Source organism: Nocardia yamanashiensis NBRC 100130 (genome assembly GCF_001613325.1).
In the GTDB taxonomy this organism is placed as follows: Bacteria; Actinomycetota; Actinomycetes; order Mycobacteriales; family Mycobacteriaceae; genus Nocardia; species Nocardia yamanashiensis.
The window spans coordinates 1-13,347 of sequence record NZ_BDCD01000028.1 but is presented as its reverse complement, the minus strand read 5'-3'; the positions used below and the strand labels follow the sequence as shown (position 1 = coordinate 13,347).

Here is a 13,347-nt window from a genome sequence, read left to right as displayed (position 1 = left end):
CCGCAATGTCGATGGATGGTGCTGCGGGCCAACCGAAGTGGGGACCGATGGTCAGCGGGCGATGGCGATGAGGCCGGAAGTTGCTGGGTCGGAGGGGGATCCGAGGTAGCAGTGGGTTTCGCCTACCGTGAAAGGAGTGGTGGGGATGTCGATGGTGCGGGACCAGCGGGGGTTGCCGGTGCGGGCGTCTATGGCGCGCAGGGTGTTCGCGGCCAGGAAGTAGCAGGTTCCGGAGGTGAGGTAGGCGGTGGCGAGGTGGGCTTCGGCTTTGTCGGAGACGGTGAGGGTCCATAGGACGGCGGCTTCGGGGCCGGGGCGGAGGGCCTGGAGTTTGGCGCCGTCGCAGCGGTAGTAGGTGTCGGCGTCGGCGAAGAAGGTGTCGGCGGGGGTGGCCAGTTCGGGGGTTTTCCAGAGTTGCGCACCGGTTTTCGGGTCCAGGGCGGAGACGATGCGGGAGCCGTCGGTGGCGAGGATGACGCCGGCGACCAGGCCGGTGGCGATGGTGGTCGCGGCGGCGGTGGGGTCGTCTTGTTTGGACCAGACTGTGGCGCCGTTGTTTTCGGTGTCGAAGGCGATGAGGTCGCCGCCGTTTTCGCGGGAGCTGTAGATCAGTGCACCGGTGGCGGGGATGTGGAGGGCGGTGTTGTCGGTGGGGCAGGGCGCGGTCCAGCGAATGGCGCGGGTGGTGGTGTCGACGGCCAGGATTTCGTGGTGGGCGGTGGCGCGGTTCAGGGTGAAGAGGTAGGCGATGCCGTCGCGTAGGCCGTGGATGCCGATGAGTGCGGTGTCGGCGGGGGCGTCGAAGGTCCATTTGCGTTGGCCGGAAACCGCATCCAGGGCGATGGCGCGCTCACCGTCGGGTTCGGCGCCGCACAGGTAGAGGGTGCCTTCGGTGATGAACGCGTGGCGGTCGATTCCCGGCCCGGCGATCGTCGCCTGCCAGAGCTTCTTGCCGGTCTTCGCGTCTATGCCGGTGATGCCCGTACCGGTGTCGGCGAGTACGACTCCGTTGCTGTAGCGCAGGGCCCGGAGTTGTTCGTTCTCCAGGCCGTAGCGCCAGACGATGGTGCCGGAAGCAGCTGTCTCGCCGAGCGCCGGAGCGGGACCACAGGAGGTCGCGGAGAGCCCGCCCGCCAGCAGAAAAGCGCTGTTCATCAGGAGTTTTCGACGGCTGAGCAGCGAAACTGCAACAGGTTCTAGCACGGCCTGACTATATGAGGACCGCGCGTGAATGCAGTCCGATTTCGGTGAATTTCCTGATCTTGGCGGGTCAGGCGGACGGGGCGTCGAGGGTCAGCGGGACCGCCTCGAGACCGGGCGGGACGGCATCCTGCAAGACCACCCGGAAGGCGATGTCCCGCTTGGCCCAGGCGGCCGCCGCATCCGTCATGGCTTCCGCGAACCAGTCGCGGTCCTCGGGCTGCTCGTCCAGCAGCAGTGCGGCATTGCGTACGACGACCACGTATCCCGCCGCGGAACCGATGAATTCATCGAGATCGCGCAGACATTCGTCGAAGGCGTCCTTGTTCTCGCCGAAGTAGTAGGGGAATTGGAAAGCGGCGGCGAACTCGTCGAATACCCCCGCGACCGTGCGCATGCGCCGGCCGCGGACTTCGCGGGCTTGGTAGTCGGCGGGGATGCGGCTGCGCACCCCGGAGAATTCGGCCGCGCCGACGGGCAGCACGCCCAGGGTCGGCGCGGATGCGGCGGCCGCGGTGGAAACGGCCGGGGCGGAGAGGAACTGCGACAGCGGCATGGGCTTCGGCATCAGCGCATCCTCGTGAAGGTCTTGTAGTGGTCGCCGGTGTACCAGGCGGTGCCGTCGCTGCCGGTGACAATGCGTTCGGCATCGCGTGTCTGGCCGCGGCGCTTCGGGTTGACGTCCCATTCCTGATAGGTGATCTTCTTGCCGGACGCGTCCTGCGTGGGCAAGGTGCGATCGCGATTCATCCAGGTCTCGCCGCCCTGCGTGCCGGGCGCGTTGGCGGAATCCGGCCAGCGGCCCGCGTCGATCTCGATCAGCGTCTGGTAGGCGCGATCGGGTACGCCGGGCGCGCGGGCGAGGGTACTGGTGTCGACGGCATTGCCGCCCGGTTTGACCGTCGTAGTCGAATCGGGCCTGGTGCCACCGGGTTTCGGCGCGGTGGTGGTGGAGGCGGCCACCGGCCCGCTCTTGGCATCGGAGTCCTTGTGATCACCGCCCCGCGAAACCATGACGGCGACCAGCAGCATGGCCACCGCGACGCCCAGCAACAACCATGCGCGCAGCTTCGGGGAGATCTTCACCGGTACCGCACCGTGCCGGGCGCGTAGTCGCGGTTCTCTGTCATGACTGACGAATCTACGTCACCCGCGCGCCGTGGCCCGGGCATGGACCTACCGGCGCGTGAGGCTAATCCGGCGCCTGCAACCCCCGCGCCGAATCCTCCCCCAGCAGCACGAAAATGTCTGTGGTGTGGGCGATCAGCTCGTCGCGGGTCATGGGGAGGTCCCCCTGGAGCCAGGTGGTGAGGGTTTGGACGAGGCCGCCGACGAGGTAGGTGGCGCGGAAGGTGATGGTGGGGGAGGGGGTGGTGTCGGTGAGGCCGTAGAAGTCGATGCCTTCGGCGGCAACGAGATTGGCGAAGGCGCGGATGGTGTGGGCGGTGCGGGTGCGTAGTTCGGGGGTGGCGGAGGAGACCAGGAGGGCTACCCGGGCTTTGCGGGGGTCGTCGGTGAGGACGTGGATGCCGGCGGTGATGGCGGCGTGGGCTTTGCCGCGGGTGTCGGCGGGGGCGGATTGGACGGCGACGATCAGGGCGGCGGCGAGTTCTTCGGCGATGGCGTCGAAGAGGGTGGACAGGACGGCTTCGCGGCTGTCGAAGTTCTCGTAGTAGTAGCGCTCGTTGAGGCCCGCACCGGAGCAGAGGGCGGCGACGGTGAGCTTCTCGAGGGGCTGGGTGCCGAGGATGTCGAGGGCGGCGTCGAGCAGGGCCGCGCGGCGTTGGGTGCGGCGTTCTTCGGCGGAGATGCCGCCGTAGGTCCGTTGGCCGGTCACGGATCGATTCTGGCACGGCAGCGATTCTGGTAGTAGGGGTTGCCAGATTGGGGAGCGTGGGGGACTCTGTCTTTCAGATGTGGTGGGTTGCATCACACGGTGTTCTCGGGAGGCAACGATGCCTGCACAGGCCGGCTATTTCGGCGAGGATTCGATGATCAGGCGCGTCATGCGCCGGCGGGCCGTGGGGCTCACCTACGGGCAGCGGGCGCTGGTCATCGGGGCGGTGCATCCGCTGCTGTACGTGGGGACGGCCGAGAACACGCAGCACCGGACCACGCCGTACACCCGGCTCGCGCTGACCGGGCGGATGTTCGAGGCGGTATCGCTGGGGACGCGCGAGGAGGCCGATCGCGCGCGGGCGTTCACGCGCAAGCGGCATGCGCCGGTGCGGGGGAAGCTGCCCGAGGACGCGGGCGAGCGGAATCCGGCGGGCACGGACTATTCGGCGCACGACCCGCAGCTGATGTTCATGACCATGGCCTTCACCTTCGATTCCGCCGAGGTCATGCACGACCTGCTGGTGCGCAAACTGACCGGCACGGAACGCGAAGGGCTGTACCAGGACTACATCCGATGGGGTGAGCTGTTCGGCATGCCCCGCGAGGCCGCCCCGCCCACCTATCGCGAATTCCGCGAGTACTTCGACGGCTACCTGGCCTCGGACGAACCGTTCCTCACCGAAGAAGCCCGACTGGTCGGTGGCTACCTCATGGGCCAGCAGGTCGCCCACCCCCTGCCCGCCCCCGTCCAGCAGGCCATGTCCGGCTTCGCCCTGCTGGTCCAGGGCAGCCTCCCCAAACGCGTCCGCGAGATGTACCACCTGACCTGGGGCATCAAGGAGGAGGTCGCCTTCCGCGCCCTGGCCCGCGCCGTCCGCACCGCCCACCTGTCCCCGCCCCTGGTCGGCAACCCGCTGCACGCCCCGATGACCGGCCCCAGCTACCCGCTCTACAAGCTCGCCACCCGCCGCGAACAGCGGCTCGTCGGCTCCGGCAAGCCGAGCATGCCGGGCGTGGACCCGCGCACATTGACGGCTCGCCTGCACAGTGATGCCCCGCCGCGCGCGGTCTGATCACGTTCAAGGTTCGCGGCCGTCTCGTTCTGGACTGAGTGGAGCGGAGGAGCGAAGCGGGGGAGCGGAGGGAGGGAAGAACGAGACATGAGGGCCGCGGACCCGCCCGGAGCGCAGCGGAGGGCTATGAAACCCAGTGTGCGAAGATCGGGGCATGTCGAGTCCTGTACCAGCCGCCGAACGCAAGCAGCGGGTCCTGTCGGGGATCCAGCCGACGAGTGATTCGTTCCACCTCGGCAATTACCTTGGCGCACTGCAGAACTGGGTGCGCCTGCAGGACGATTACGACGCCTTCTACTTCATTCCGGACCTGCACGCCATCACGGTGGCGCAGGACCCGAAGGAACTGCGCAAGCGGACCAAGATCTCGGCGGCGCAGCTGTTCGCGCTCGGCGTGGATCCCAAGAAGTCGACGCTGTTCGTGCAGTCGCAGGTGCCCGAGCACGCCGAACTGGCCTGGGTGCTGAACTGCATCACGGGCTTCGGCGAGGCCAGCCGGATGACCCAGTTCAAGGACAAGTCGGTCAAGCAGGGCGCGGACAACGCGACCGTGGGCCTGTTCACCTACCCGGTGCTGATGGCCGCCGACATCCTGCTCTACCGCGCCAACCTGGTTCCGGTCGGCGAGGATCAGCGCCAGCACCTGGAACTGACCCGAAACCTGGCGCAGCGCTTCAACACTCGCTTCAAGAAGACCTTCGTGGTGCCCGAGCCGTACATGACCACCGGCACCGCCAAGATCTACGACCTGCAGGATCCCACCTCGAAGATGAGCAAGTCGGCCAATACCGATGCCGGCCTGCTCAACCTGCTCGACGACCCCAAGGTCTCGGCCAAGAAGATCCGCTCCGCGGTGACCGACACCGAGCGCGAGATCAAGTACGACCCGGAGACCAAGCCGGGCGTGAGCAACCTGCTGGTGATCCTCAGCTCGCTCACCGACACCCCGATCGTCACGCTCGAACAGGATTACGCCGGTAAAGGCTACGGTGACCTGAAGTCGGATACCGCCGACGCTCTGGTGGAGTTCGTCACTCCGCTGCGCGCGAAGGTGGAAGAATACATGTCCGACCAGGGCGAACTCGACCGCATCATCGCCGCCGGCGCGGAGCGGGCACGGGAGGTTGCCGGGAAGACGCTAGCGCAGGTGTACGACCGGGTCGGGTTCCTGGCCCGCTGATCCGGTCGCCCACCGCGCCGAAGTGCGGAAGGTGGGCGGGTTGTTCGGCAAGGTCGTCGGGTCGGTCAAGGCGTGGATCGAGCATCAGATCCAGCGCCGGCCGTGGCTCGATCACATGGTGCGCGCGGCGGGCCGCTATCAGCGGCAGCGTGGTGACTACTACGCCGCGGGCATCACCTACTTCACGGTGCTGTCGCTGTTCCCGCTGCTGATGGTGGGTTTCGCGGCGGCGGGCTTCGTGCTCTCGCGAAACCCGGAGTGGCTCACCGACATTCAGAACAAGATTGTCGAGAACATTCCGGGCGCGGCGGGCGATTCGGTCAACGATCTGATCAACCAGGCGGTGGAATCGCGCACCGGGGTGGGGGTGATCGGCCTGCTCACCGGCGCGTACGCGGGGCTGGGCTGGATCGCCAACCTGCGCGCCGCGCTCACCGAGCAGTGGGATCAGCCGCCCAAGGAACGCAATTTCGTGGTCAGCAAGCTGTCGGATCTGCTGGCGCTGGTGGGCTTGTTCTTCGCCATCGGCGTCTCGCTCGGCCTGTCGGTGCTCGCTTCGAGCGGCCTCATCCACACCCTGCTGCAGAAGTTCGGCATCGCCGAATCCGGTTGGATCACACTGCTGCTCACGCTGCTGTCGCTGCTGCTGGCCATCGGCGCCAACTGGGCGGTGCTGGTGTGGATCATCGCCCGCATGCCGCGCCATCCGGTCACCTTCCGCAGTGCCGCGCGGGCGGCGCTGATGGCGGCCGTCGCCTTCGAGGCGTTCAAGCAGCTGGCCTCGATCATCTTGAAATCGGTGGTCACCGGCCCGGCGGGCGCGGTCTTCGGGCCGATCATCGGCCTCATGGTGTTCAGCTACATCACCGCCCGCATCATTCTGTTCGCCACCGCCTGGGCGGCCACGTCCTCGGAAAACGAAGTGCCCGCGGACATTCCGCCGCCCGCCCCGGCCGTGATCGAACCCCGGGTGGCGGGGCCGGGGCTCACGGCCGGCGCGGGTGCGGCCTTGTTCGGTGCGGGAGCGATTGCGGGAGCGCTGGTTTCGGCACGACGTCGCCGCTGAGGCTCAGCGGCCGGTCATGCTCGGGGTCGAGGTCGCGCCGACCCCGTCCGCACCGGCGGCGACCGGACTGGGCGTGGCATTGTCGGGCTCGGTGGCCTGGACCGGCGCGGTGAAGCCACCGGACACATTGTCGATATTCCAGCTGGCCGTGCGCGGCATGGGCGCGGACGCCAGGCCGGCGGAGGCGGTGCCCACCGACGCGGACACTCCGATGGCGCCGAAGGCGATCGCGGTGGCCGCCAACGTAACCAGTCGGCGGGTCTGGGTGGTGGATTTCATTGCTCTGCTCCTGTGGGTGACGGGCCTGTTCGGGCTTGTCACCACTGTGCGGGCGGCCACCAATGACCTACCAACGGCAAACCAATGAACCGTGCCGGACGGTATTACAACCTCAGCGGCGCCGATTCAGCCGCCGCGCGCCGGCCAGTAAAACGACCACTAAAATCACGCCGCCGACCATCAGCGTCACCCGCAGATCGCCGTGGCTCGAACTCGGCCCGCTGGCCTCACCGCCGGTCGACTGCGGCGGACTGGCAAGCGCCACATCGGTTTCCGGCGCGGCGCTGGATTTGGTCCCGGCGGCGGTCAGCGTGCCCACGCTGCTCCCGGACGGCAGCGCGAAGCCGTAATCGAGCAGCTTCGCCGCCTGCTCGTACGGCCGGAAGGGCCGCACATCGGCCTTCAGCAGCGTGACCACCAGCCGGTGCCCGTTGCGCTGCGCGGCCGCCACGAACGTCTGCCGGGCGTCGTCGGTGAACCCGGTCTTGCCGCCGATCGCCCCGTCGTACTCGAACAGCAGGTGATTGTCATTGGCGATGGGATAACCCGGATGATCCTTGTCCTCGGGGTTCTTCGGATCGGCCGGATACCCCGGGAACTGCACTTCCTCGGTGTGGATCAGCTCGGCGAACAGCGGCAGCGTCATGGCGTCGCGGAAGATCGTGGACAGATCGTAGGCCGAGGTGCTCATACCCGGCCCGTCCAGGCCGGACGGCGTGGCGGCGCGAGTGTCCAACGCCTGCAAGGCTTTCGCCCGCTCGTTCATCTTGGCCACCGCGGCCTCGTCCCCGCCCAGCTGGGCCGCGATGGCATGGGCGGCGTCGTTGCCGGACGCCATGATCAGCGCCTGGAACAGCTGCCGGTTGGTGTACTTGCCGCCCGGCCCGATGCCGACCCGGGTGCCGTCGGCGTCCGCGTCCTCCTGGGTCCCGGTCACCGTCTTGTTCAGATCCAGCACCCGCAGCGCCACATCCGCGAGCAGCACCTTGATGGTGGAGGCGGGCCGGTAGCGCCCGTGCGGATCCTTGGCCGCGAGCACCTTGCCGGTGTCCAGGTCCGACACCATCCACGCGGTGGCCGAGATGCCCTCCGGTACCGCGGGCGCGCCCTTGGGCAGCACCAGTCCGCAGCCGCCCAGTTCCTTGCCGCCGATCGGCGTGCCCGGCACCGGCAGCGCGGCGGGCGCGGTCTGCCCGGGCGCGGGCACCTCGGAGGCGTCGATGGGCGGCGGCGGCGCGGTCTTCTGCGGGCAGCCGTCGGTGTTCGGCGTGGTGAAAGGCGTTGTCGTGGTGGACGGTTGGCCGTGCGCCGCACCGGGTAGCGATGCGATCGACCCGCCGGCGAGGGCGGACAGGCCCACCGCCACCACGGCGGCGATGCGAAGCGAGGCGCGGTTACTCCTGCGGATGCTCATCGATCATGAGCTTAAATGCGGGCCGCCTCGCGAGTGTGATCAGCTCTGGTGCTGCACCGGGCAGCCGTGGGCCAGCGGGCCGAGCAGCTTGTTGTTGTCGTAGAAGTGCTCCAGTTCCAGAATGCGCAGGTCGTCGGAGACCTTGGCGATGGTGATGCCGGTCATCTCGATCATTTCGCCGGTGGGCTGGTGACCCTTGTACTCGCCGGTGTAGCGACCCCAGTGCCGCCATTTGAACGTGACGGTCGGCGGGCCGGCCAGCACTTCCAGCACCTCCCAGAAGAAGCCGCCGGGGAAGGCCGTGTGGAAGATGTCGTGCGAGGACTCGAAGGTCTCGCCCGCCACGTCGTAGAAGGGGTTCTCGCCGATCAGGATGTTGTAGGAGCCGATGCGGGCGAATTCCTCGGCGTCCTGCCACGGTCCGCCGTTGACCCGGCCCCGGTAGTGCTCGGCCACCAGGGAGACCCACTTGGCGGGGTCCTTCTTGTGCGAGACCTCCATCTCGAAGACCTTCACGAGTTCTTCGACGATGTGCTCGAGCGAATCGGGTGCGTGCTGGGTGCTGCGCTCGACCGGAATCACCTGCGCGCTCAAGTGGTAATCGGGCGCGCCCTCCCGCCAGTCCTCGGGGGCGGCGGCGGCGATGACGGCGTCGCGTCCTTGCAGGTGCAGGGGGGTGGCGGCGGATTCGGTTGCTTCAGCGGTCATTTGGAGCCTCGTGTTCCCAGACCCGTTGCGGGGTCCCGTAATTCAAAAACAGACCGGTGCACGTTAGCAGGCTGCAAGGTTCATGTCGCGTCAAGAATTGACAGTGTGTAGCAAATGAGAGACTCTCTCATTATCTAGTTACCATCACTTGATTGGAACTGTCATGAATGATCCCGGAGTGCGCCGCTGGCTGGCCCTCGGTGCGCTGGCCGTGGCCATGCTGACCATCGGCCTCGACGTCACCGTGCTCACCGTCGCCCTGCCCACCCTCGCCGTCGACCTGCACGCCGATACCGCCGCGCTGCAGTGGTTCAGCAGCGCGTACACCCTGGCCCTGGCCGCCGTCATGCTGCCCGCGGGCGCGCTCGGCGACCGCTACGGGCGCAAGAGGTTCCTGCTCGGGGCGCTGCTGGTGTTCGGTGCGGCCTCGCTCGCCTGCGCCTTCGCCGCCTCCTCGGGACAGCTCATCGCCGCCCGGGTGGTGCTCGGCGTGGCGGCCGCGGCCATGCTCCCGCTGTCGATGGCGGTGCTGCCCGGGCTGTTCCCGGAACCGGCACAGCGGCAGCGCGCGCTGACCATCTGGATCACTTCCACCGCCATCGGGCTGCCGCTGGGGCCGATCGTGGGCGGATGGCTGCTGCAGCACTTCTGGTGGGGGTCGGTGTTCCTGCTCAATGTGCCCATGGTGGTGATCGGCGCGACCGCGGTGGCGCTGCTGGTGCCGGAATCCCGCAGCGACAACGACTTCCGCATCGACCTGCCGGGTGTGGTGCTGTCCGCGGCCGGAATGCTCGGGCTCACTTACGGTTTCATCCGGCTGGGCGAGCAGGGCTGGGGCGATGGCGCGGGCTGGGCGGCGGTGGCGGCCGGGGTGCTGGTGCTCGGCGGATTCCTGCTCTGGCAGCGCCGCTCGGCCAATCCGCTGATCGACGTCGGTCTCTTCGCCGCACCCGGATTCCGTTGGGGGACCGTCTATTCGGTGATCGTCAACTTCGCGATGTTCGGGTTGTTCTTCACCATGCCGCAGTACTTCCAGGCGGTGCTGGGCGCGGACGCCCTGGGCAGCGGATTGCGCCTGCTGCCGCTCATCGGCGGCCTGGCCATCGGCTCCCGGGTGGTCGACAAGGTGCTGCCCAAGGCCGGGCTGCGGGTCGTGCTCACCACCGGCTTCGCGCTGCTGGCCGTCGGGCTGGGGCTGGGCGCGCTGATCACCGTGGACAGCGCGTACTGGTTCGCCGCGCTCGCCATCGCCCTGCTCGGATTCGGCATGGGATTCGTCATGCCCGCCGCCATGGGCCTGGCCATGGGCGAACTGGCCGCCGACCGCGCGGGCTCGGGATCGGCGCTGCTGCAGGCGCTCCGGCAGGCCGCGGGCACCATCGGTGTCGCGGTGCTGGGCACCGTGCTGTCCACGCGGTACCGCTCGAGCCTGGGCGAGCTGAACCACGATCCGATCACCGACGGCGTCAATGCCGGTGTCGGAGTGGCTCGTAAGCTCGGCGATCCCGCCGTGCTGCACCACGTGCAGAGCGCGTTCCTCGACGGTATGAGCGCCATGCTCTGGGTCTGCGCGGCCATCTGCCTCGCCGCCACCGTGCTGGCCGCCCTGCTCACCCGCCAGCCGGTCGCACCGGAGTCCGAGACCGATGTTGCAGAATCAGTGCATGCCGGCTGAGTCCAATCCCCAGATCACCGTGGAACCCGCGGGGCGGCACAAGCCGACCCTGCGGGAACGGAAGAAGGAACGCACCCGGCGCACCATTCGCACCGAGGCGTTCCGGCTTTTCCGGGAGCAGGGTTACGGCGAGACCACCGTCGAGCAGATCGCCGAGGCCGCGGAGGTCTCGCCCAGCACCTTCTTCCGGTACTTCCCGTCCAAGGAGCAGGTGGTGCTGGCCGACGACCTGGATCCGCTGATGGTCCGGGCCATCGCCACGCAGCCCCGGGAACTGCCGCTCATCGCCGCCGTGCGGGCCGCGATCGTGGATGCGTTCGACGAGATCACCACCGCGGAACTGGAATTCGAGCGGGAGCGGATGGCGCTGGTCTACGCGGTGCCGGAACTGCGCGGCGCCATGGCCCGGGAACTGGAGCGCAATATCGAGCTCATGTCGGGCATCGCGGCGGAGCGCCTGGGCCGCAGCCCGGACGATTTCGAGATCCGGGCCATGGCCGGGGCCATGACGGGGGCGATGCTGGGCGCGCTGACCGCGCAGACGCTCACCTTCGACCGCGACCAGATCCTGCGCGTGATCGACTTCCTGGCCGCCGGCATGCCGCTCTAGGCGGGCGCGGTCAGCTCCGCCACCGTGTCGTCGGTCATGGATTCGAAGAACGCCCCCACCACGTCCTCGATCTCGCCGATGGATTCCGCGCAGTACAGCACCGGCTGATAGTGCGTGATGTCGTAGACCCGGGTGCCCATCTCGCGAATGTTCAGCGGGCGCAGTTCGGCCTCCCGGAATTCCTCGATCTCGCCGTACGAGGACAGCAGACCCGCACCATAGCAACGGATTTCACCGTGTTCGCGCAGCACGCCGAATTCCATCGAGAACCAGAACACGTCGGCCAGGAACTTGAGCGCGGTGTCGGTGGTGATGCGGGCGACCGCCGCGCCCACGGTCTCGTACAGCGCCGCGAACCGCGGGCTCGCCAATTGATTGGCGTGGCCGAGGATTTCGTGCACCGCATCCGGTTCGGGCGTGTACAGCGGTGCGGAATGATGGCGAATGTACTGGGTGGAATGGAACACCCGGTCGGCGAAGGAGCCGAAGAACTCCCGCAACGGCACCAGGCCGGCGGCGGGTACGTAGCGGAAGCCGGTGAGCGGCACCAGTTTCGCCGACACCTCGTCCAATTGCGGAATGCGATCGGCGGGCAGCCCCAGCCGGTTCGCCGCCTCGATCACCTCGGCGCACGCGTATTTCGCGCGTTTGCGCGCCAATTCGGCGGACACGATCCGCCACACTTCCTGTTCCTCGGCGGTGTATTCGATCCGCGGTACCGGTTCGCCGGTTCGATAGCCCAGGGCGAGAGCGGCAATCGCATTGCGGCGGGCGCGATAGTCGGCGTCGTGCACACCGGGATGCTCGTCGCTCAGATGCACGGTGACATCGCCGTCGGCCCCCGTGGTGACCGGAGAGTACAGCTGAGCTTCGGTGAACATACCTCGATGCAAGCACCGTAGTGTGATCGCGACAACAAACCCTCGTGCAGCTGGGCAATTTGTCTAGCTGGGCGGCTCGGTGCGCGCTGGCGACGGCGATACTCCGAGTGCCGACTGTGCACTGCGTGTACGAGCGGCCGAGACCGGCGTTATCGGGCGATTTCCGGTTGCGGGCCGATCGGGTGGGTATCTCCTTACTGTGAGCCGCATGCACCCGGAGTGATCCGTTCGGTGCACTCGACGGTGAGTTTTACCGGAATCGCCCGCGCGGCAACGGCGTTCGCGGGCAGTCGCGAAGCGGTACGCGAGAGTGATGTGGTGGGGCAAGTGCTGGGTGGGCCGGAGATCCGGTGGGATCGATTGGAGTCACAGGGCTGCGCGGTCGTCACGCCACGCGGTGAACTGAACTCGGCCGTGTATCGAATTTTCACCGATGACCTGGTGAAATTCACCGTTGACGAGCCGCGTGCGGTGATCGTCGTACTGGATCTGCTGGTCATTCGCGCCGAGCCGCTGCTCACCGCCTTCTCCAGCGCCTGGATGCGAGTCGGGGACTGGCCGGGTGTGCCCATCGTGCTGGTCGTCAACGACCCCGATCGGTGCGCCAGGTTGCGCCGCACCGCCCTGCACCGGTTCGTGCCGGTCTACGGTTCGCTACCCGAGGCTCTCGCGGCGGTCGGTCATCCGCCGGTGCGCCGGCGCACCGGTATCGAACTGCCGCCGACCGCCGAAAGCGCCCAGCTCGCGCGCCGTTTCGTCGAGGAGACCTGCGCGCATTGGGAGCTCGCCGAGGTGCGCGCCGACGCGCTGCTGGTGGTCACCGAACTGGTCGAGAACTCTTTCCTGCACAGCCGGGTCGCCGCCGATATACAGGTGCGGCTGGAATATCGCTCCGGGCTGTTCACCATCGCGGTGGCTGACGCCGACCCGCGCGAAGCCGTGCTGCGCGAGCCCGCGCCCGGCTCGTCACGGTGCTACGGGCTGCACGTGGTGGCCCGGCTGGCCGGCGCCTGGGGCTGCACGCCGCGCTGGCCGACCGGCAAGGTGGTGTGGGCGGTGCTGGCCGCCGGCCCGCGCCGCCGGTACCTGCACGGTCTCAATTCCCTGCCGCCGTAGCGGTTTCCGCATCGCCGTTGCCGAACGGTTCCATGACCAGGATCGCCCCGGTGGCGGCGCCGGACCGATCGCGCAGCGAGGTGCACACCACGCGCACCGTCACGCCGCGCCCGCGCCGGTTCACCCCGTCCAGCTTGATCTCGCAGTGATAGTTCGGATCGCTGAGCGCGGGCCGCACCACCGGGCGCAGTTCGGCCACCGGCAATCCGATATCCAGATTCAGCAGATGCTCGCCCTCCGCCTCGTCCGAGCGCATGCCCCAGAGGTTCTCGGCTCCGCTGTTCCACACCACGATGCGCATGGAGC

14 protein-coding genes and 1 pseudogene are annotated in these 13,347 nt (G+C 68.0%); 6 read left to right on the top strand and 9 right to left on the bottom strand.

What is annotated here, in order from left to right; all coding sequences use genetic code 11:
- Positions 1–51: 51 nt before the first annotated feature.
- The 4 genes from NY1_RS45200 to NY1_RS30845 form a co-directional block, all read right to left on the bottom strand.
- Entirely contained in the window at positions 52–1,203 is a 1,152-nt protein-coding gene (locus NY1_RS45200) for an outer membrane protein assembly factor BamB family protein (protein WP_157762570.1), read from the bottom strand.
- 67 nt (positions 1,204–1,270) lie between these two features.
- Complete coding sequence (locus NY1_RS30855) at positions 1,271–1,768, bottom strand: barstar family protein (protein ID WP_067720670.1); 498 nt, start codon at positions 1,766–1,768, stop codon at positions 1,271–1,273.
- Positions 1,768–2,286, bottom strand: a complete 519-nt coding sequence (locus NY1_RS30850; RefSeq protein WP_067720669.1) for a guanyl-specific ribonuclease — start codon at positions 2,284–2,286, stop codon at positions 1,768–1,770. Before NY1_RS30850 ends, NY1_RS30855 begins: the two co-directional genes overlap by 1 nt.
- A gap of 106 nt (positions 2,287–2,392) precedes the next feature.
- The gene (locus NY1_RS30845; protein ID WP_067720668.1) at positions 2,393–3,037 is read right to left on the bottom strand and encodes a TetR/AcrR family transcriptional regulator; all 645 of its coding nucleotides are present in this window, start codon (positions 3,035–3,037) and stop codon (positions 2,393–2,395) included.
- 118 nt (positions 3,038–3,155) lie between these two features.
- On the opposite strand from NY1_RS30845, the gene NY1_RS30840 reads away from it, so the two are divergent.
- The 3 genes from NY1_RS30840 to yhjD all read left to right on the top strand — a co-directional run bounded on the left by NY1_RS30840 (position 3,156) and on the right by yhjD (position 6,358).
- Positions 3,156–4,112: an oxygenase MpaB family protein gene (locus tag NY1_RS30840; RefSeq protein WP_067720667.1), complete on the top strand. Its 957-nt coding sequence runs from the start codon at positions 3,156–3,158 to the stop codon at positions 4,110–4,112.
- Between the two features lie 154 nt (positions 4,113–4,266).
- Positions 4,267–5,292: a tryptophan--tRNA ligase gene (trpS, locus tag NY1_RS30835; protein ID WP_067720666.1), complete on the top strand. Its 1,026-nt coding sequence runs from the start codon at positions 4,267–4,269 to the stop codon at positions 5,290–5,292.
- Between the two features lie 40 nt (positions 5,293–5,332).
- Positions 5,333–6,358 (top strand): inner membrane protein YhjD, encoded by a 1,026-nt coding sequence (gene yhjD / locus NY1_RS30830; protein WP_067720693.1) that lies wholly within the window; start codon positions 5,333–5,335, stop codon positions 6,356–6,358.
- 3 nt (positions 6,359–6,361) lie between these two features.
- On the opposite strand, the gene NY1_RS30825 is transcribed toward yhjD, so the two are convergent.
- The 3 genes from NY1_RS30825 to NY1_RS30815 all read right to left on the bottom strand — a co-directional run bounded on the left by NY1_RS30825 (position 6,362) and on the right by NY1_RS30815 (position 8,759).
- Positions 6,362–6,637, bottom strand: coding sequence for a hypothetical protein (locus NY1_RS30825; RefSeq protein ID WP_067720665.1), 276 nt, complete (start codon positions 6,635–6,637; stop codon positions 6,362–6,364).
- Positions 6,638–6,749: 112 nt separating this feature from the next.
- Positions 6,750–8,051, bottom strand: a complete 1,302-nt coding sequence (locus NY1_RS30820) for a D-alanyl-D-alanine carboxypeptidase family protein (RefSeq protein WP_067720664.1) — start codon at positions 8,049–8,051, stop codon at positions 6,750–6,752.
- A gap of 39 nt (positions 8,052–8,090) precedes the next feature.
- Positions 8,091–8,759, bottom strand: a complete 669-nt coding sequence (locus tag NY1_RS30815; RefSeq protein ID WP_067720663.1) for an ester cyclase — start codon at positions 8,757–8,759, stop codon at positions 8,091–8,093.
- A gap of 163 nt (positions 8,760–8,922) precedes the next feature.
- Here NY1_RS30815 and NY1_RS30810 point away from each other — a divergent pair, with 163 nt between their 5' ends.
- Together NY1_RS30810 and NY1_RS30805 are read left to right on the top strand one after the other, a co-directional pair.
- A complete protein-coding gene (locus tag NY1_RS30810; RefSeq protein ID WP_067720662.1) occupies positions 8,923–10,434 on the top strand; it encodes an MFS transporter in 1,512 nt (503 codons plus the stop codon).
- The gene (locus NY1_RS30805) at positions 10,424–11,044 is read left to right on the top strand and encodes an acyl-CoA-like ligand-binding transcription factor (RefSeq protein ID WP_067720661.1); all 621 of its coding nucleotides are present in this window, start codon (positions 10,424–10,426) and stop codon (positions 11,042–11,044) included. The genes NY1_RS30810 and NY1_RS30805 overlap by 11 nt, the downstream gene beginning before the upstream one ends.
- Here the strand turns inward: NY1_RS30805 and NY1_RS30800 are convergent.
- On the bottom strand, positions 11,041–11,925 hold the full coding sequence (locus NY1_RS30800; RefSeq protein WP_067720660.1) for a phenylalanine 4-monooxygenase: 885 nt from the start codon (positions 11,923–11,925) through the stop codon (positions 11,041–11,043). The genes NY1_RS30805 and NY1_RS30800 overlap by 4 nt on opposite strands.
- A gap of 243 nt (positions 11,926–12,168) precedes the next feature.
- On the opposite strand from NY1_RS30800, the gene NY1_RS30795 reads away from it, so the two are divergent.
- Complete coding sequence (locus tag NY1_RS30795; RefSeq protein ID WP_157762568.1) at positions 12,169–13,041, top strand: ATP-binding protein; 873 nt, start codon at positions 12,169–12,171, stop codon at positions 13,039–13,041.
- Here NY1_RS30795 and NY1_RS43825 read toward each other — a convergent pair.
- Positions 13,022–13,347, bottom strand: a pseudogene (locus NY1_RS43825) (hypothetical protein); the annotation flags it as partial. The gene NY1_RS30795 and the pseudogene NY1_RS43825 sit on opposite strands and share 20 nt — an antisense overlap.

Coding starts and splice junctions, on each gene's coding strand:
- NY1_RS30800 (WP_067720660.1), bottom strand. CDS start 11,925: ATGTTCACCGAAGCTCAGCTGTACTCTCCGGTCACCACGGGGGCCGAC.
- NY1_RS30805 (WP_067720661.1), top strand. CDS start 10,424: ATGCCGGCTGAGTCCAATCCCCAGATCACCGTGGAACCCGCGGGGCGG.
- NY1_RS30840 (WP_067720667.1), top strand. CDS start 3,156: ATGCCTGCACAGGCCGGCTATTTCGGCGAGGATTCGATGATCAGGCGC.
- trpS (WP_067720666.1), top strand. CDS start 4,267: ATGTCGAGTCCTGTACCAGCCGCCGAACGCAAGCAGCGGGTCCTGTCG.
- NY1_RS30825 (WP_067720665.1), bottom strand. CDS start 6,637: ATGAAATCCACCACCCAGACCCGCCGACTGGTTACGTTGGCGGCCACC.
- NY1_RS30810 (WP_067720662.1), top strand. CDS start 8,923: ATGAATGATCCCGGAGTGCGCCGCTGGCTGGCCCTCGGTGCGCTGGCC.
- NY1_RS30815 (WP_067720663.1), bottom strand. CDS start 8,759: ATGACCGCTGAAGCAACCGAATCCGCCGCCACCCCCCTGCACCTGCAA.
- NY1_RS30820 (WP_067720664.1), bottom strand. CDS start 8,051: ATGAGCATCCGCAGGAGTAACCGCGCCTCGCTTCGCATCGCCGCCGTG.
- NY1_RS30855 (WP_067720670.1), bottom strand. CDS start 1,768: ATGCCGAAGCCCATGCCGCTGTCGCAGTTCCTCTCCGCCCCGGCCGTT.